This is a genomic window from Actinophytocola sp. KF-1, from assembly GCF_054661535.1.
On sequence record NZ_BAAFVK010000028.1, the window covers coordinates 1 to 17,421 of the forward strand.

Here is a 17,421-nt window from a genome sequence, read left to right on the forward strand (position 1 = left end):
GGTCCCGGCCGCGGATCACCCGGTTGAGGTGCGCGTACAGGAAGTTCAGGCCCGGCGTGGTGCCCCAGTGCCCGAGCAGGCGCGGCTTGACGTGCTCACGGCGCAGCGGCTCGGTCAGCAGCGCGTTGTCCAGCAGGTAGATCTGTCCGACGGACAGGTAGTTGGCCGCCCGCCAGTACGCGTCCAGCAGCCGCAGTTCGTCCTGGTCCAGCGTGGTCGTCTCGGTGGTCGTCTCGGTCACCGGTTCGTCTCCCTGTCGTTGCCTGTGGCTTCCGGGTGCCCTTCGTGGGCGGGGCTACGCGTGGTTCTGCCGGCCACCTCTGGGGGATGGCTGGCAGGACCTGGCTGGTTCGAATCCGTGGTCAGCGCAGCCACGGGTGCTTCTTGACGATGGTGAGGTCGCTCCAGGCCTTGCCCAGGCCCCAGGTGTTGCCCGCGGCGGCGATGGCGAGGCCGATCAACACGAGGGCGTAGACGATGTGGTAGTCCACGACGGGATTGGTCGACATGGTGGGTGCACCAGCGTCGGTGAACCTGTCGAGTGGCCATTCGGCGGCCCACATGAGCAGCATCATCAGGGTGCCCGCCACGGCGGTCACCCGCAGGCCGATCCCGGTCAGCAGCGCGATGGCGATTCCGGCGAGGCCGAGCATGAACAGCCAGTCCGCCCACCACGCACCGGCCCAGCCGCGGAACATCTCCGCGAACGGGCCGTGGTCGATGTGCCCGAGGAAGCCCTGGGTCGGCGAACCCCCGTTGATCCAGGCGTTGTCACCCGCGGTGGCGTAGCCGAGCCCGAAGACCTTGTCGACGAACGCCCATCCGAACACCAGCCCCGTCACGATCCGCACGGTCGCCGCGATCCGACCGATCGCGGTGGGCGCGGTCACGGTCACGGTCTCGGTGGCTGGCACGCTCCGCCGCGTCGGGTGGTCCCTGACGGCCATCACGGCCTCCTTCTCGATTGGTTCGCAACCAGTGTCGAGCGAGGAGAGCACGAGTTCTGGGGTCCAAGGTCCCGCGTCGCGCAGCGTTCGTCCTTCGCGGCGTCCAGGCCCGACCGTGACTTTGGTCCCCGGTCCGTGCGTCATCGTGTCTTGTGTGGACAGTGACAGTCGATGGGGTCGTCAGCCGGGGTTCGCACGTCGCTGGAGCAGCACATCGTGCAGTCGACCGCGCTGGGTCGACGCGTAGTCACACTGTCTCCTCGCCGCCGACTCGGACGGGGCGCGAAGTCATCTCCACGCTCGTGCGGATGTCGCCGGGTCATCGGCGGTTTCGAGCAGATCGTCCCGTGGCCTGGGAGTGGACGGCCCGCCGGTGGGCGAGGCCGCCATCGCGCTCGGCGACGGCTCACCGGCCGGCAGGAGAAGTACCCGGAGGTCCGGGGTCATCCGGAACGTGAGCGGCATGCCGAGGACGCGGGCCTGGTGATGGTTGCCAGCCGGGGCAGGGGCGCGATTCGTGGTCTGCTGCTCGGCTCGACGCGCGGCCGTCGGCGGCGCGCGTGGAGGACGGTGTCGTTCCGCTGGTGCCGACGGACGGGCACTCAACGCTGGTGTCAGCCACCGGAGGACGGAGGACGTAGCCGGAGGGCCAGAGTCGGGCATGCGGCGGCTGCGGTTCGGGCGGTGCGGATGAGCGCCGGGGGGATCGGGCCTTCGGCGAGGAGCGGATATCCCCATTCGTCGAGGTTCACCAGTTCTGGGAGCAGTTCCGCGCACAGGCCGTGTGCTCGGCAGGCAATGGGGTTGACGCGTAGCTCGGTCATCGGTGGTCTCCGGTCAGCCAGGGCAGCAGTGTCTTGCCGATGTGACGGCACGGCTGTCCGGTCCTGTGCTGCTGTAGGTCGTCGGCGAAGACGCGAAGGGCGCTGCGTGCGACGCGGACGGCGCCGTCAGGGTGGCGGCAGGCGCCCCGGCCTTCGACGACCACGAGTCTGCGGCGCAGCCGGGCGGGGAGGTCGGGGTCGACGGCGCCCTGTGCCAGACGGCTCAGGTCGTCCGCGAGGCTGGGCAGGCCGAACATGCACGGGCCGCACTGGGCCGCGGTCTCGGCGGCGAGGTACCGGAGGATGCGGGAGGTCTCGGCGAGGCCGCACACGTCGGGTGCCAAGACGTACAACGCACCCACACCCGGTGGTGCGCCCACCGCGGCGAGCGCCTCGGAGGTCAGTGCCACCGGCGCGGCCAGCGGTAGCGGCAGCCACGCGCCCGCCACGCCGCCGACGAGCACCGCCTGTGCACGCGGTGCGGCGCCGGCCAGGTCAAGCGCGTGTCCGAGAGGCGCGCCGCACGCGACCTCCCACACCCCGGGTGTCCGCACGGCGCCGCTGACCGTGACGAGCGTCGTACCCGGCGACTGCGGGGTGCCCACGGACCGGAACCAGTCCGGGCCACGTCGTGCGATGAGGGCGATGTGCGCGAACGTCTCGACGTTGCTGACGAGCACGCCCTGGTCGACGGGGCGTGGTGGCTTGGTCGTCGGCCGCGCGTCGCCCGTCGCGAGCAGTCTCACGAGCGCCGACTCCTCACTCGCGACGTAGCGACGCGGCACGGTCTGCCAGCGCACCGGCACAGGGTGGCCGCGGCTCACCGTGGGAAACGGGTTCGTGCCGTGCCCGCACACCACGACCTCGCTCGCCCGTACTGCCTGCGCTACGAGGAGAGCGCCGTCGAGCACGAGGTGGGGGGACTGGGCGAGCAGTGTGCGGTCCTTGTGGCTCACCGGTTCGCTCTCGCAGGCGTTCACGACCACCGTGCACCGTCCGTGGGCCGCGGCCACCGCCCGCAGCTTGCGTCCCGTGGGGAACCCGGCACCGCCGCGACCGCGCAGCCCGGACCGCTCCACGGCTCGGATGAACAGTTCCCTCCCGTCGGCACCGGCATATGCCGCGAACGGTGCGGGGTCCGCGGGTGCGGCGAGCAGTCGTGGTGCCGGTAGCAGCGCACTGGTCATCGCAGCGCCCTTCGTGCTTCTGAATCGGGATGGGTGGTGCTCACTCGCCACAGAACGGCGGCGGCGACGGCCACCACGCACGCGAGAACGACGGCGACGCCCCATCCGGTCTGCGTGTCGCCCTCACCGATGCCGAAGCCGTGCAGCACCGCGACGGGCCAGCACAGGTATGCCGTCCAGTGCACGATCCGCCACGATCGCGGCGCGATCCGGGTGCGCAGGAGGCTCGTGGCGAGGAGCGCGAGCAGCAGGTCGAACGCCGCGGCGCCGAGCCCGAGCCAGAACGGGTGGTAGGCCGACACGAACGGCAGCACGGCGTCGAGCCATGCGATGCCGGCGTAGTCGTCGATGACGGCTGTCGCGACGTGCACGGCCACGAAGGCGAGTGTCAGCAGCGACAGGTTGCGGTGCAGAGCGGCGACCGCGAACCGAGGCCAGCGAGGCGAGACGGCCCGGCCGCCGGTCAGGGCACCGAGCACCACCGTGCCGGTGAGCAGCAGCAGCGCGAGCATCCCCGTGGCCCGGCTGACGTACCAGAGGGCGATCATGACGCCGCTCTCCGTTCGGCTGCGGGCCAGCCGCCTACCGCGGTCACCGTGCCGTCGGTCGCGACCAGCCGGGCAGGCAGAGCTCGCTCGGCGAGCCACGTCGGTGCGGCCGGCCCGAGCACGATCGCCGCTGTCGACGCGGTGTTCGCGGCCACGCAGGACGCGGCCGCCACGCTCACCGTGCGCCACACCGGGGCGGGCACGGTGCCGGTCCTCGGGTCGACGATGTGATGCACGGTCCGGCCGCCCCGCCGCCACTTCCGCCCGGTCGTGCTGGAGGTGGCGAGTCCACCGCCGTGCACCGCGACTGTCTGGTCCCGTTCGGGGTCGGTGGTTCTGTGGTCGTCGCCGACGCTGATCCGCCAGCCGCCCGCGGGCGGATCACCAGCCGAGGTGAGGTCGCCGCCGAGGTTGACGAGCACTCCGCAGCCGAGGTCTTCTGCCAGTTCGACGGCCACTCGGTCCGCGGCGAACGCTTTCGCGGTCGCACCGAGGTCGAGGCACACTCCTCGGGGCAGTACCACTCGACGCGTGGCACGGTCGAGCCCGATCCGCCACCAGCCCGGTGCGGCCCTGCCGGGAGGGGCGGGTGCGGGATCGTCGGCATCGACCGCCGCGAAATCCCGGTCGTAACCGAGCAGGCACACCGCCTGTGCGACGGTCGGGTCGACGAGACCACCTGTTCGTGCGGCGGCTCCCAGGGCGACGTCCAGTGCGTCGAACAGGAGCGAGCCAACGGTAACGGCGGCGCCGGCCCGCCGGTGCAGCAGCGCGATCTCCGAGTCGTCCCGGAAGCGACTGCACGCAGCGTCGAGTTCGGCGAGCCGGACCCGCAGCGTCCGTTCCGCCTCGGGCAGTCGCCGCGGGTCGGTCACGACGACCTGCGCGGTGGTTCCGATCGCGGCGAAGCTCGCCGTGGCCGTTTTCACGAGCCACCTGACGAGCCGTGCGCGGGACCCGAATCGCCCGGCACGAGGCCGGGCGCCTGCCACCCGCCGTCGGAGTCCGAGTCCGTGCCCGGTTGCGTACCGGAGTAGGAATCGGAGCCGTTCGAGCCGGTTGTGCCCTCAACGGTGGTGGCCTGCGGCGTTCCGTTCGCGAAAACGAAGCCCAGGAGTATGGCGACGGCGGTCGCGCCGACGGTGACGATGCTCGTCACGGCCGCCACCCGGTTCCGTCCGTCAGCCCTGCGTACCTGCCGGTCGTACAGCCGTCGGTCCACGGGATGCTCCCTTCTCTCGCCATCCCGGTACCGGTCCGAGTCTCGCCGTGAACCCTGGGAGAATTCTGTGCACAGCGCGTGCGTTTCCGGTGCGGGCAGGATGTGTACATGGAAGTCGGCCACCCGGCCCGGGTACTCGTCGTCGAAGACGACCAGCAACTCGTCGGCATGCTGTCCACACTGCTCACCGAGGCGGGCTACGCCGTCGACATCGCGCTCGACGGGCAGCGGGCCCTGCACCTCGCCCTCACTCGCCGTTACGACGTGCTGGTCGTGGACCGGGGGCTGCCCGCCGTCGACGGTCTCGACCTGCTCGGCCGGCTCCGCTCCCGTGCCGTCACCACGCCGGTGCTGGTGCTGTCCGCGCTCGCGAACCCGGCCGACCGGGTCGCGGGCCTGGACGCCGGCGCCGAGGACTACCTGGGCAAACCGTTCGACGTGGACGAGTTGCTCGCCAGGCTGCGTGCGCTGCGTCGCAGGCACCTGGACACCGCCGAGTCACTGCCGACCGCCTGCGGGTCGCTCGAGGTCGGCACCCGGCTGGTGCATGGGCCGGAAGGCCGGCCGGTGCGGCTGTCGGAGCGGGAATGCGACCTGCTCGAGGTACTCGCCCGCAACCCCAAGCGGATGTTCAGCCGCCGCGATCTGCTGACCCTGGTGTTCCCCGACGCCGAGAGCGAGGGCGTGGTGGACACCTACGTGAGCTACCTGCGTCGCAAGCTCGGCAAACGGGTCGTCGCGACCGTGCACGGCCGCGGATACCAGCTCGGCGCCCCGTGACGCGCCGCGCCGCCCGGCCGATGACCGGTCCTGACGCCGAACGGCTGCGCCGCGCGACGCTCGGCCTCGGACTGCGCATCGGGTTGTTCACCGCTGTGATCGTGGTGGTCCTGTCCGGGCTGGCGGTGCTGGTCGTGGTGCAGGGCCAGCACCGTGCCGCCGACACACTGCTCGACCAGACGGTGGCGCGTGCGGACGACGTGACCGACCCGCCCGCAGGCGTGTGGCTCGTGGTGCGGGGCCACCGCGGCACCGCGGCGACGCCCGGACTGCCGGATGGGCTCCCCGACGAGGTCGCGATGGTGCGGGTCACTGACAGCGGAGTCCCGGTGATCGGCGACTATCGCCGCGACGGCGTCGAGTACCGGGTGCTGACCGCCCGCAGGAACGGCGTCACCGTGCAGGCCGCGCTGGACCTCACCGCCAACCACGCGGAACGCGCCCGGCTCGCCTCCGCCCTCGTGCTCACGGGTGGTTTCGGGCTCGTACTCGCGGCCGTGGCGGGAATGGCACTCGCCCGCCGCGCGGTGCGGCCGATGGCGACCGCGCTGGCCGTGCAGCGGCAGTTCGTGTCCGACGCGAGCCATGAGCTGCGCACGCCGCTGACGCTGCTGTCCACGCGGGTGCAGCTCCTGCGCCGGCACCTGAGGAGCGCCGGTGTGGCCGAGGACCTCCTCGACGAGGCCGACGGGACGGTCGCCGACACACGCCATCTCACCGCCATCCTCGACGACCTGCTGCTCGCCGCAGACCCGGGCACCGGTGGCGCCGTGCCCTTCGACCTGGCCGCTCTCACCGCGGATGTCGTCAACACCCACCGGGCGGGGAAGCCGATCGACGGTGTCGCGCTCACCATCTCCCGCCCGGACACGCCGGTGCCGGTACGTGGCGCGCCGACCGCGGTACACCGCGCGGTGACGGCGTTGCTGGACAACGCGATCCGCCATGCGACCACGACGGTCACCGTGACGGTGGCGACCGAGGGACGCAACGCGGTTCTCGACGTCACCGACGACGGCCCGGGCATCGACCCCGACATCCTGCCTCGCCTGTTCGACCGGTTCACCACGACCCGGCAGCCGCGGGGGAGTGGATCCGAACGGCGACGTTACGGACTCGGTCTCGCGCTGGTGAGCGACATCGCGGCCCGCCACGGCGGAGACGTCGGCGCGGCTGACGTACCGGGTGGCGGAGCCCGGCTGCGGATGACGCTGCCGCTGGACCGAACGACCTGAACCGGTCCGGATCCCCAGAATTCTCCCAGACGAGCACACGATCATCGGCCGCGTCACGGCCCACCCGGGGCCGCGCACGTCCCGGAAGGCGATCCGCATGCCCACATTCCTGGCCGGTCTGCCCCTGCACGCGCTCGTCGTGCACGCTGTCGTCGTCCTTGTCCCGCTCGCCGTGCTCGCGGCCGTCGCGGTCGCGGTGTGGCCCGCCGCACGCCGCCGGTTCGACTGGCTGGCGGTCGCCGTGGCGACCGTGGCGACCGCCGCCATCCCGGTCGCCACGAGCACCGGCGAGGCCCTGCGCGACCGGCTCGCACCGGACCCGGCCATCACCACACACGCCGAACTTGGCGATCAACTCCTCGTCCTGGTAGCCCCGATGACCATCGCCCTGATCGGGTTCGTCCTGCTCACCCGGCACATGCGCCGGACAGATGGACCAGGCGCGAAGGTGGCGGACAAGCCCCGCTGGGCACGGCCAGGGACACTCGTACTCGCGGTGGCAGTCGTGGCGCTCGCGGCGGCCTCGGTGGTGCAGGTCGTGCGGATCGGCGACTCCGGCGCGCGTGCCGTCTGGCACAACACGCACTACGTGACCCCAACCCACTCCACGTCACCATCGAATACGGGACAGAACCGATCTTGGAACAGTCCCCTTCATGATGGGCAAGGGAGTTGAGAGTTGTGCGCGTATGCGTGCGACTGCTCCGCAAGCCTGTATCGTGTGCAGCTCGCTCGGCTGCATAGGCTCGGAGTAGAGCGTGGCGGCCGATTCTCCCCGGGATGCGTTCGGTTGTCAGGTTCGAACGGAGCAGTTCGTCGAGCGCCTGGCGTGTGTTCATGTCCTGGCACGACGTGATGCAGAAGTTCCGGCTGATGTCCGGTCCTGGGTGTGCGCCGAGCAGCCGGAACAGTCGGCGGGCGGGTGGTGACAGCTTCCGGTAGGACCACGCGAAGATCGTCCGGAGATCGAGATCGTCGTCGCCGAGTTGGAGTGCGTCGAGGCGGTTGCGCTTGCTGCCCACTTCGTGAACGGCCCGGGACAGCGAGCTCCACGTGGCGACGATTGTCACCACCACATCAAGCAGCGCCGGTATCACCAGGATGTGCTTGTTCCTGACGTCGAAGGTCTGGTTTGCGAGGCGGCGCGTCGATCGATCGCCATCAGGTCCCAGCCAACCGCTGTGATGATCTCGCCGGCCGGCTCGGTGCAGAGCGCGGTGAGCGGAGCGGGGAAGTGGAGCGTGGTCAGCAGGTCGTGGGTGATCAGGTCCCATATCCGTACTGTCTTGTCCCTGCTCGCTGTGACGATCACAGGAGCGTTGTCGAGGATGGTGGTGGCGACCTCGCTGATCTCGTCCTCGTGGCCGGTGAGGACGGCACGCAGGGTGCCGGTCGTGAGGTCCCAGACCTGTACTGACGCGTTCTCGTCGCCCGTGACCGCGATCGGTAGTCCGTCCACGGTGGTGCATGTCAGTGCGGTCAGCCACCTGTCACCTGTCGCGACGGTGGCCAGCGGTGCGCCGGTCGTGAGGTCCCAAACGCGCAGCGCTTCCTCGGCGGTGGTGGTCACCAGGGCCGGGTGGTTGCGCATCGCGGTGCAAGCGAGCAGTCGCACCTGTCCGTTGTGACCGGTGAGCGTGCCGCGCAGCGTGCCGGTGGTCAGGTCCCAGACTCCTACCGTCGAACTGCCGGTGATGGCGACCGGTCGGCCGTCCACGTACGTGCAGGCCACCGTGTTCACCCAGTTCGCCTGTCGCGCGCGGCTTTCCTGGCTGCTCAGGTCGTGGCGCAGGGTGCCGGACATCAGGTCCCACACCCACACCGTCGTGTCGAAGCCCGCGGTCACGGCGACCGGACGGCCGTGCACGTTGATGCACGCCACCGCGGAGACCGGGCCGATGTAGCCGGTGATGGTGCCACGCGGGGCACCGGTGGCGAGGTCCCAGATGCGCACCGTCGCGTCCTCGGACGTGGTGACGACAACCGGTCGGTTGTCCACCTCGCACCAGGTGACGTCGGTGATGTCGCCGGTGTGGCCGGTGACCGAGGGATGAGTGGTGGCGAGGGCGCCGAGGTGCCAGGTCCGTATCGAACCGTCCTCGCTGCCGGTGACCGCGATCGGCTGTCCGTCCACCGTGGTGCACGCGATCGCGGTCACCGGTTCCAGGTGGCCGGAAGCCGCCGCGCGGAGCGCGCCGGTGGCCAGGTCCCACACGCGCACGGTCGCGTCGACGCCTCCGCTCACGGCGACGGTACGTCCGTCCACAGTGGTGCACGCCACGGCGTACACCGCGAGGTCGCCGCTCAAGGTGGCACGCACCATCCCGGTGGCCAGATCCCAGACCCGCAGGTTCCCGTCGTCGCAGGCGAGGGCGGCGACCTGGCGACCGTCCACGTCGGTGCACGCGATCGCGGCCGCAGTCCAGTCCTCGCCGGTGATGGAGGCGAGCCGGGTACCGGTGGCTACGTCCCACACCGTGACCTTGCCCGAGGGCCCGAGCCCGAGGAGGAGATGACGGCCGTTCACCTCGGCGTGCGCTATGGACCGCAGCGGGTGGTCGGCCGGGGACAGGGTCGCGAGGAGTGTTCTGGTCGTGATGTCCACCGCGCGGATCGTGCCGTCGTCGACGCCCATGACCGCGACGGGTCCCTCGGCCGCCGGGACACACGCGACCGCGCTCACCCAGGTGTCCTCGGGTGCGAGGTGGTACATCGCGCTGCCCGTCGCCAGGTCTTCGACGAGTGGATTCCCCAGGGTCTTCCCCAACGTGACGACAGCCGGTCGTCCGTTCACCGTGACAGGGGTGATCTCCTGCACGCCGTGGAGGTGTTCGCTGAGACGGGACGACACTGTGCCGGTGGCGAGGTCCCACATCCGCACCGTCCCGTCCTCGCCGCCGCTGATGGCGAGGGCCTTGCCGTTCACGTGGGTGCATGCCACCACCGTCACGGTGCCCTGGTGTCCGGTGAGGGTGTCGCGCAGTGCGGTGCTGACCTGCCCGCCTGTCGCCCAGCGGGGTGCCCACTCGACCCTGGTGGCAAAGGTGTGCAGCTGGTGCGACAGGTTCAAGCGAGCCGCGTCGGTGGCGAGGACCTGGCGTCGGCCGGCGGGTGGGAGATGCCGGTGCGTGGCGACCGAGGCCCGGTAGACGGCGGCGATGCGCCGGGCGTCCTCTGTGGTCAGACTCCGCATCGCGACGAGAAGCTCGTCGGGGTTGGCGTGCACGAGGTACTCGGTGTCGGTGATGAGCTGGTCCAGGACGCCGCCTTTGGCCGCGTGGGTGGCGAGGTGGCGCAAGGTGTATGGGTGGGCGCGGGACCAGTCCCGTTCGCCGCCGACGGTGAGCGGTACACGGGACAGCAGGACCTGGACGAACGTGTGTTGAATCGTGAGGTCGCCCGCACCGGCGCGGAGGTGTTCGGCGAGTGCCTGGTGGTGCGGCCGGTAGACGGAGCGGTCGTCTTCGGCTGCCTCGACGACATAGGAGCCGGCGTTGCGGCGGAGCCAGAACAGGTCCTCGTCGCGGTAGTCGGCACCGGCGATCCTGGACGCCAGCGCCGGCCAGATGTCCTCCCACGGAAGGCCCTGTCCCTCGGCGTAGGCCAGGGGGCGCAGCAGATCACGTGCGCGTGCGGCGGCCGGCCCGAGCCGGCTGTCGAGGTCGTGCCGTATCGCGTCACCGGGCAGCCGCGGCAGCGACCGGCGCCACGCCTCGTCATCCGGATCGGGGATGGCTCGAGTCCCGGCGAGGGTGCCGGCGGCGATGCGGGCGACGAGGAAGGAGGGGGTCGCGGCCTCGGCGATCGCCTGTGCGACGGCGTGGATCACGGCGGGGGACTGGTCGAGGTACGGGCTGTCGGGCACCGCGCTGAGCAGGCACCGGGCGGTGTACTCGTGAATTGCGTCCGGATCGGCGTACCGGGGGGCGTCCAGGTCGATGCTGTCCTCGGCGCGTAGGCCGAGGCCCGTCAGGAGGTGCGGGCGAGTGCCTACCAGCAAACGCAGTCTGCCGCGGGCGAACTGAGCGAGTGGCCGCAGCAACTCCTGCGTGAGTTGCTCGGGCCGCGCGGCCTCGTCGAGGCCGTCGATGATCACGGTGAACGGGTGGGTGCGGCCGGTGAGCCCGTCGAGCAGGTCGTCGGGCCTGTCCGCACGCAGGTGCGCGGCGGCCGCGACGGCCTGGAGGACCTGGTCCGTGGCGACCTGCCGGGCGTGGACGACCGCGTCCACCGAACCGACCGAGGGGATCGCGTCATCTGGGAGTCCCAGCCCGTCCACGGGGACGGTGTGGCGCCACTCGGGGTCGGCCAGGGCTGCGACCAGCCCGAGCACGGCTGTCTTGCCCGAGCCGGGGCCCGCGGTCACCGCGCACAACGGTGCGGCCGGGTCAGGATGGCGGAGCCAGCGGGTGAGATCTGTCATCGCGGCTCGCCGGCCGGTGAACCACCACCCGTGGGCGGGGCCGTGGCCGCCCACGGCCTGGATCAGCATCGTGGCGCGGAACTCGGACTTGCTCCTGTCCGCGTGGGACCGCCATTCGCGGGCCCGTTGGACGGCCAGCTCGACCTCGCTGGTGCTGGGGTCGTGGCGGGGGTTGGGCAGGAACGGCGGCATCGTCCCGGTGACATGGGTCATGGTGCAGGTGATCGTCTGGAACCCCGGCCGGGCCGGGTCGTCGTTCATGGCCTGCACGACCGCGTCGAGAGCCAGCGCGGACGGCGCGTGCCCGGCCACGGCCGAGCCCTCGACCGCGTGGCGGAACAAGGACGGGAACGCCCCGGTCTGTGCCTGTTCGAACGGCTGGGTCGAGGTCAGGACGACCAGCGCGGTGCCGCGATCGGTGTCCCAGTGCTTGGTCATCCGCGTCAGTGCCGCGGCGGTGAAGTCGTGGCCGCCGCGGCCGGAGTAGCAGGTGTCCAGCATCAGCAGCACCCGCCGCACCGGGGTGTCCAGCAGGATCTTCCGTGCCAGTTCCTCGGTGGGCAGCGCGTCGGCGATGTCGTCCGGGTCGCTGTCGCCGGTCAGCAGGAAGTGCTCGCCACTGTCGTCGTGGATCTCACCGTGGCAGGCGAGGTAGATCGCGAGCAGGTCGTCCGGCTTCCGCAGAGGCGAGCGGCAGAAGGCACGCAGGCCCTTGGTCAGCTGCTGCCGCGTCGGATCCATGCCGAGGTCGTCGACGTGGGTGTACCCGAACGTCCCGGCGAAGAGGCCGACGATCTCCTGGCACGCGTCCACCAACGCCGGCCGGTCCCATTCCGGTGCGTTGCGGTAGCGCGCGACGGCTGTGGCGATGAGAAACCGGCCCTCACCGGACATCCAGCCCTCCGCGGATCGCCTGGCCGGTCAACGCGTCGGTGAGGTAGGCGGTCACGTCGTGGGCATGTGCCCCGTTGTGCACCACGGCGTTGTCGACCCGGTCACCGAACCGGGGCCGAAGGTCCTTCTCCAACGCGACCACGTCGCCGCGGTCGACGATGTTGGTCCACACCAGGGCGTCCGAGCCGGGCCACACGCCACGTCCGTTCCGTGGCGCGGGATCCAGGCGATCGAAGATCAGGTTCCTGATCCCGAGTGGTGAGCCGAGGGTGACCAACGCGCGCACCGAGTGATCGGGTAACGAGCACAAGGCTTCGTACGCGACCACCGACCCCAGCGAATGCGCCACCACCACGCGGGTCGCCGGCGTGATCACCGCGGCGACACGCGCACGGGCCTCCTGGCGGAGCGCCGGATCGAGCAGGTAGCCGCTGACCTGCTTGAGGTCGAAGATCAGCGCGCGCACAGCGACCCTGGCGAAGAACCTCGACCGGGACAGCGCACGCAACGCCGTCTGCACCGATCGCGGCGCCCGGACCAAGGTATCCCCATCCATCGGCGGTACGGCGTCCTCGACCAGAGCGGCCTGCCGCCACCACGCCAGGAGCAGCTCCTGCTCGAAGCCCGGCCGCACGTCATCCGCGACGTAGATCGGATCACCGACAGCCAGCCGCTCGCCGGACGGCCGGAACAGATCTCCGTAGAACGCCATCGCCACGTCGGAGATCGCCACCGGGCCACCGCCGGCACGGACGACACCGTCGGCCATCGCGGGCCACCAAGCCTGCAGCAGGGTCTGCTCGCCGCGCAACTGCTGGGCGATCCCGTGCACACACACGATCCGCGCCATCAACTCCCCAATACGCCTTGTTCTGGCAGCGTTATCACAACCTGTCGAGCAACTGCTGTTTCTTCGTCTCGAACTCCGCGTCGGTCAGCACGCCGTTCCGGTGCAGCTCGGCGAGCTGGGCGATCTGGCCCAGGACGGTCCGGTCGCCGGCTGGCGCCACCTGGTCGGCCATTCCCGCGTTTCCCACGACGAGGCGGAGTGATTCGTCGAGTCGCTGCAGGTCGTCGATCCTGAGGCCGTCGAACGCCACGACACCTGTCGATGTCTGCACCTGAAGTGTGCCCTTGAGGAATTTCGGTGATGCCGCCACCGCGATGATCTCGGTCAGTGACAGCACATGCACCTGGTCTCGGGTGAACTTGGTGCTGACGAACATGACGCGCTGGTTCGTCAACACCACCGTGCCCAGTTCGGTGCCGAGAAGGCACTCAGCGACGACGAACACCGTCTCCCCGCCGAGCAGAAGACCAGGAAGCCGTTTGAGGACGAGCCAGCACCGCTCACCCGAGGCCGAAGCGGTCGCCGCGGTCATGATGTCCGGCCGTGCCGCGGCCTCCGGTCCGATGGCGCGTGCCAGCTTCTCGATCTGCTGCCGGTGCTCGTCGTGTCGTCGCTGCGCCTGGGCAGCGAGCCATCGCTTGAGCGGGTCGTTCGCGGCTTCGTACGCCGCCGCCGTGTCGGTGCCGGTGGACTCGTTCGTCCGCACAACGCCCCGCAGATACTCGTGGAGTTCCCGGAACCGCTCGCGATCCTGGTAACCGAACTTGATCAGGTTCGGGTCGTCGTCCGGCCCGTCGGGCAGCTGAACGCCGGCGCCGAAGCTCAAGTGGATGTGTCCTCGGCGGAGCCTCGTCGCGTCCTTGAAGACCACACCGCTCAGTGCCTGGAAAGGAAGGACTCTGGGGCCGATCCCCCTCCCGTCCATCCGGAGGACGGTCAGCGTCGTCCCCTCGACGGTGATCGATCCACCGATTCCCTCGTACCTCACCAACAACGCCCCCAACTGGCAGTCCGGAACCCAGAGTGTACTCGCGTGTGTCCTTTGTCGGAGGTGATCCGCGCTGTTTCCGAGGTCGTCATCAGTCCGCGACGGTCGGCCCCGAAACGATGAGGTTGGCACAGGGATGTGACACTCGTGATGCGTTGCACGCCATATACGATGAAGCCTTTTTCTGTCCGCTGATGGATAGTGGTCCCGGATGTGTGCGGCCGAGTTTGTCAGCCGCTTGAGGACGAGCCCAGTCTGGACACGTGAGCACAGCGACGGTGCGGGTCACGCGATGACGGTGGTGGTGAGAAGTTGTTCCCGCCGTGAGCAATACGAGGCTCTTGAAAGCCTGTCGCTGTACCTCGCGCGCAGATTTCTCCGCGGCTCTGGCGGGTTCTCGTTGTGGCTGGTTTCCTGGTGTCTGTTGAGTTTTCGACCGGGGAGACAACCATGCGCGGACGACTACTGCCAATCCTGCTCGCTGCACTGACCGTGCTCGTGCTCGGCGTGGGGGCGGTGCCCGCTGCCACGGCTACCGGGGAATTGCGGGTCTCCCCGGGCGGGCTGTTCACGGGGACGGGTGGTTCGGTGTACGCGCCACCGGTCAACTGCGGGAGCAGTCGCGTCACCGGCCGGTTCACCTCGACCGGCCCCCCACTCGGAATCATCGACGGCATCACCTACCAGAACTGCTCGGGCTTTTTCGCGGTCACGGTTTCCGTCGACGTCCCGTGGACGATGTCGGCCACCGCGTACTCGAATGGCGTGACGACCATCAACCTGACCGACATGGCCGCGACCGTCACCGGTCCTGGCTGCCGCTACAAGGTGGACGGACAGGCCAGCGCGTCCTTCGACAACGCCACCAGCGTCCTCACGGTGCTCCATGAGGCCGCCACGGTGACCGAGGCCAGCTGCCTCGGGCTGATCAGCCCGGGCCAGCGCACCAGGCTCCTGTCCGGTTCCTACGTCATCAGCCCGAGCCAGGTCATCGAGCCCGCATAGCGTCAACCCAAGCCGGGATACGACGCGGGGCGCACCGGGAACAGGAGGACCGATGAGACGCGCATTCGCATGGCGCCAGGTTGGAGCCGCATTGCTGACGATAGGCCTCGCGCTTCCCGTCGCCACGCCGGCGAGTGGCGTCGCGGCCCGAGCAGGGGACACCGTCAGCCTGTCCGCCGCGGTGACGATTCTCGACCAAGCGGCAGACACCCGGCCTGGCACGGTCACCGGCTGGTACGTCGACACTGCGTCCCGGTCGGTGGTGGTGTCGGTGCACGGCGCCGCCGATGGTGTCATCGAGTGGGCGAGGGGCCACGGGGTGAGCGCGGTCACTGTGGAGCACGTCGCGGAGTTGCCGCGGCCACTGTGGGACCTCGTCGGTGGGCAGCCGATCCGCAGCGACACCGGCGTCCAGTGCACCCTCGGGTTCAACGCCCGTTCGGCGACCGCGCGCTATGTCCTGGCCGCCGGTCACTGCCTGGGTGGTGGCGGCGCCGGGTGGTACGGGGTCGGGGGATACATCGGTCCGGGCGCGGGGTCGTCCTTCCCCACCAACGATTACGGGGCCATCCAGGTGACCTCGGTCGCCGCGGTGTCCACCCCGCTGGTCGACCGCGCGAGCGGTGACGTCACCATCTCCGGCGTCGCCACCCCGGGCGTTGGCGCGTCCGTGTGTTCCTCCAGCCCGGTGTCGGGGTGGCGTTGCGGCAGCGTCACGGCCATCAACGCGACGGTGTGCTACGCGCAGGGGTGCGTCTACCAGTTGATCCGCACCACCTTGTGCGCGGAACCGGGCGGCTCCGGCGCCCCCGTCGTCACCAACCCCGGCGCGGGTACGAGGGCGCAGGCGGTGGGCCTGGTCAGCGGCGGCTCCGGCAACTGCACCTCGGGAGGCACGACCTACGTCCAGCCGGTCGCCGAACCGCTGGCCGTGTACGGGCTGACGCTCGTCACGGGGTGAGGTAACCGGCTGCACACAAGGCGATGGTGCCTGCCGCAGTCCGGCAGGACCGCCGGTGCGTCGAGTCATCGGACGTGCGGTGCTGTGCCGTGCACGCGCTCCCGCACGTCGTCGACGGTCTTCCAGTCCGCGGTGGTGAGGGTGGCCAGTGCGGCGGGAAAAACGCCGTCCTGCTCGGCGAGGATGTGCTCGCGCAGCAGATGGAGGGCGTCGATGAACCGGCTGGGCCAGGCCGGATCGGCGGGCACGGCACTTGCGGCTTCAACGAGAACGGCTTCGATGCGTCGGTGTTCGTCGGTCAGGCCGGCGACGTGGTCGGGGAAGTCAGCGGCCAGAGCCGGGAACAGCCCTTGTTCCTCGACCGCGGTGTGCGGGCCGAGCACCCCGGCGATCCGACCGGCGAGTTCGGCCATCCCGGCCACGTCACCGCGGGTGTGCGCGTCCCGGACATGGCTGATCAGCGCGACCACTTCATCGTGCTCGCGGGTCAGTTCCGCGATCGCGTCGAGCGCCTGGCATCCGCAGTACTCACACATGTACGACCTCCCGATCAGCGGCCGCGGGTTGTACCGCGGTCACGGTGAAGAGCGGCGGTGACCACGGGGTACGCCGCGCCCAGGACGTGTCACGGTCGCCGTCACCCCGGACGCTCCCGGACGTGTGGCGATCCCTCGCACACGGACGGGTGCTGCCCGCTTGACGCGCACAACGGCCGGTGCCCCCTGCTCAGCCCGCGGAGGGTTCGGCGGGCGAGCGGCGCCGGAAACGCAGTCGCCAGGTCTCCGGGCCCCGCTCCAGGTAGTCGACGTCGAACGCGTCCGGTTCGCGCTGTGCCAGCTGGTTCAGCAGCGGCAGGGGATCGTGCGGTGCCAGCAGGACAAGGCCGGACCCGGGTGCGACCGTGCCGAGCGCGCCGAAGACCGTGGCGTGCCTGACCGCGTGCGGGATCGAGCGCGCGTCCAGTTCGGGTGTGACGTCCTCGTCCTCGGAGCAGGTGCACGCGTGTCCGGTGGGTGCTTCGGTGGCCGGGGTCTCACCGAGGATGGCGTGCATCCCGTCGAGCAGTCCGGCGACGGAATGGTCGGCGGAGGCGACCAAAGCGGGCAGCACGGCCTCGTTCTCCTTGTGGAGGTGCACGTCCAGGACAGCCTGCAGGCCGCCGGCCGTGGCGACGATGTCGCCGGTCGAGGTCGCGCCCTCGAGCATCTCGACGAGGCGACGGATGGCGTGGTGCTCGGCCACCATTTCCTGGACCAGCACCGCCAGTTCACGCCGCTGAGCGGCCGCCGGGTAGAGGGACCGCTCCTCGGCTTCCGCATGGGGCAGCAGCTCGGAGCGTGCCCAGTCCACCAACCGGTCGCGTCCACCGAGGACCTCCGCCGCGTCCGTGGCCCGGGTCGTGGTCCGCACCAGCGTGGCCAGCCGGCCGGCCAGTTCGGCGTGGTGCAGTACGACCCGTTCGGCCGCCTCGGCGTCCTCCCGGTCGCTGGCGATGACGACGTCGCTCATCGTCGCTCTCCTCATCTCTCGGTCACGCAGGCACCGCCCATCGCGGTC

The 17,421-nt window shown here is 70.4% G+C and carries 17 protein-coding genes; 5 read left to right on the forward strand and 12 right to left on the reverse strand.

All coding sequences use genetic code 11. The features are described from left to right. The 7 genes from ACYQ77_RS44275 to ACYQ77_RS44305 form a co-directional block, all read right to left on the reverse strand. A partial coding sequence (locus ACYQ77_RS44275; protein WP_459723502.1) for a phosphoketolase family protein occupies window positions 1-241 on the reverse strand: 241 nt, incomplete at its 3' end. A gap of 121 nt (window positions 242-362) precedes the next feature. Further along, window positions 363-947 carry a hypothetical protein gene (locus ACYQ77_RS44280; protein WP_459723503.1) on the reverse strand — a complete coding sequence of 195 codons (585 nt, stop codon included), beginning with the start codon at window positions 945-947 and terminating at the stop codon, window positions 363-365. 614 nt (window positions 948-1,561) lie between these two features. Beyond that, a complete protein-coding gene (locus ACYQ77_RS44285) occupies window positions 1,562-1,771 on the reverse strand; it encodes a ferredoxin (RefSeq protein ID WP_459723504.1) in 210 nt (69 codons plus the stop codon). Continuing rightward, window positions 1,768-2,958 carry an NADH-ubiquinone oxidoreductase-F iron-sulfur binding region domain-containing protein gene (locus ACYQ77_RS44290; protein WP_459723506.1) on the reverse strand — a complete coding sequence of 397 codons (1,191 nt, stop codon included), beginning with the start codon at window positions 2,956-2,958 and terminating at the stop codon, window positions 1,768-1,770. Before ACYQ77_RS44290 ends, ACYQ77_RS44285 begins: the two co-directional genes overlap by 4 nt. Next, window positions 2,955-3,506 carry a ferric reductase-like transmembrane domain-containing protein gene (locus tag ACYQ77_RS44295; protein ID WP_459723508.1) on the reverse strand — a complete coding sequence of 184 codons (552 nt, stop codon included), beginning with the start codon at window positions 3,504-3,506 and terminating at the stop codon, window positions 2,955-2,957. The genes ACYQ77_RS44290 and ACYQ77_RS44295 overlap by 4 nt, the downstream gene beginning before the upstream one ends. After that, on the reverse strand, window positions 3,503-4,435 hold the full coding sequence (locus ACYQ77_RS44300) for an FAD:protein FMN transferase (protein ID WP_459723509.1): 933 nt from the start codon (window positions 4,433-4,435) through the stop codon (window positions 3,503-3,505). Before ACYQ77_RS44300 ends, ACYQ77_RS44295 begins: the two co-directional genes overlap by 4 nt. Further along, a complete protein-coding gene (locus ACYQ77_RS44305) occupies window positions 4,432-4,728 on the reverse strand; it encodes a hypothetical protein (protein WP_459723511.1) in 297 nt (98 codons plus the stop codon). The genes ACYQ77_RS44300 and ACYQ77_RS44305 overlap by 4 nt, the downstream gene beginning before the upstream one ends. 108 nt (window positions 4,729-4,836) lie before the next feature. On the opposite strand from ACYQ77_RS44305, the gene ACYQ77_RS44310 reads away from it, so the two are divergent. From ACYQ77_RS44310 to ACYQ77_RS44320, 3 genes are all read left to right on the forward strand, one after another. Next, window positions 4,837-5,508 (forward strand): response regulator transcription factor, encoded by a 672-nt coding sequence (locus ACYQ77_RS44310; protein ID WP_459723513.1) that lies wholly within the window; start codon window positions 4,837-4,839, stop codon window positions 5,506-5,508. Between the two features lie 20 nt (window positions 5,509-5,528). Beyond that, window positions 5,529-6,743, forward strand: coding sequence for a sensor histidine kinase (locus ACYQ77_RS44315; RefSeq protein WP_459723515.1), 1,215 nt, complete (start codon window positions 5,529-5,531; stop codon window positions 6,741-6,743). 97 nt (window positions 6,744-6,840) lie between these two features. After that, window positions 6,841-7,419: a DUF2231 domain-containing protein gene (locus ACYQ77_RS44320; RefSeq protein WP_459723517.1), complete on the forward strand. Its 579-nt coding sequence runs from the start codon at window positions 6,841-6,843 to the stop codon at window positions 7,417-7,419. A gap of 417 nt (window positions 7,420-7,836) precedes the next feature. Here the strand turns inward: ACYQ77_RS44320 and ACYQ77_RS44325 are convergent, their stop codons facing one another. The 3 genes from ACYQ77_RS44325 to ACYQ77_RS44335 are packed head-to-tail and all read right to left on the reverse strand — an operon-like array spanning window position 7,837 to window position 13,898. Beyond that, on the reverse strand, window positions 7,837-12,060 hold the full coding sequence (locus ACYQ77_RS44325) for a hypothetical protein (RefSeq protein WP_459723518.1): 4,224 nt from the start codon (window positions 12,058-12,060) through the stop codon (window positions 7,837-7,839). Further along, the gene (locus ACYQ77_RS44330) at window positions 12,050-12,910 is read right to left on the reverse strand and encodes a lipase family protein (RefSeq protein WP_459723520.1); all 861 of its coding nucleotides are present in this window, start codon (window positions 12,908-12,910) and stop codon (window positions 12,050-12,052) included. Before ACYQ77_RS44330 ends, ACYQ77_RS44325 begins: the two co-directional genes overlap by 11 nt. Before the next feature lie 34 nt (window positions 12,911-12,944). Further along, window positions 12,945-13,898: an SHOCT domain-containing protein gene (locus ACYQ77_RS44335; RefSeq protein ID WP_459723521.1), complete on the reverse strand. Its 954-nt coding sequence runs from the start codon at window positions 13,896-13,898 to the stop codon at window positions 12,945-12,947. A gap of 402 nt (window positions 13,899-14,300) precedes the next feature. Here ACYQ77_RS44335 and ACYQ77_RS44340 point away from each other — a divergent pair, with 402 nt between their 5' ends. Both ACYQ77_RS44340 and ACYQ77_RS44345 read left to right on the forward strand, forming a co-directional pair. Further along, entirely contained in the window at window positions 14,301-14,903 is a 603-nt protein-coding gene (locus ACYQ77_RS44340) for a hypothetical protein (protein ID WP_459723523.1), read from the forward strand. A 181-nt stretch (window positions 14,904-15,084) separates the two neighbouring features. Beyond that, complete coding sequence (locus tag ACYQ77_RS44345; protein WP_459723524.1) at window positions 15,085-15,864, forward strand: S1 family peptidase; 780 nt, start codon at window positions 15,085-15,087, stop codon at window positions 15,862-15,864. 65 nt (window positions 15,865-15,929) lie between these two features. Here the strand turns inward: ACYQ77_RS44345 and ACYQ77_RS44350 are convergent, their stop codons facing one another. Continuing rightward, window positions 15,930-16,400 (reverse strand): hemerythrin domain-containing protein, encoded by a 471-nt coding sequence (locus tag ACYQ77_RS44350; protein ID WP_459723525.1) that lies wholly within the window; start codon window positions 16,398-16,400, stop codon window positions 15,930-15,932. Window positions 16,401-16,590: 190 nt separating this feature from the next. Then, window positions 16,591-17,373 (reverse strand): DUF2249 domain-containing protein, encoded by a 783-nt coding sequence (locus tag ACYQ77_RS44355; RefSeq protein ID WP_459723527.1) that lies wholly within the window; start codon window positions 17,371-17,373, stop codon window positions 16,591-16,593. Between the last annotated feature and the right edge of the window lie 48 nt (window positions 17,374-17,421).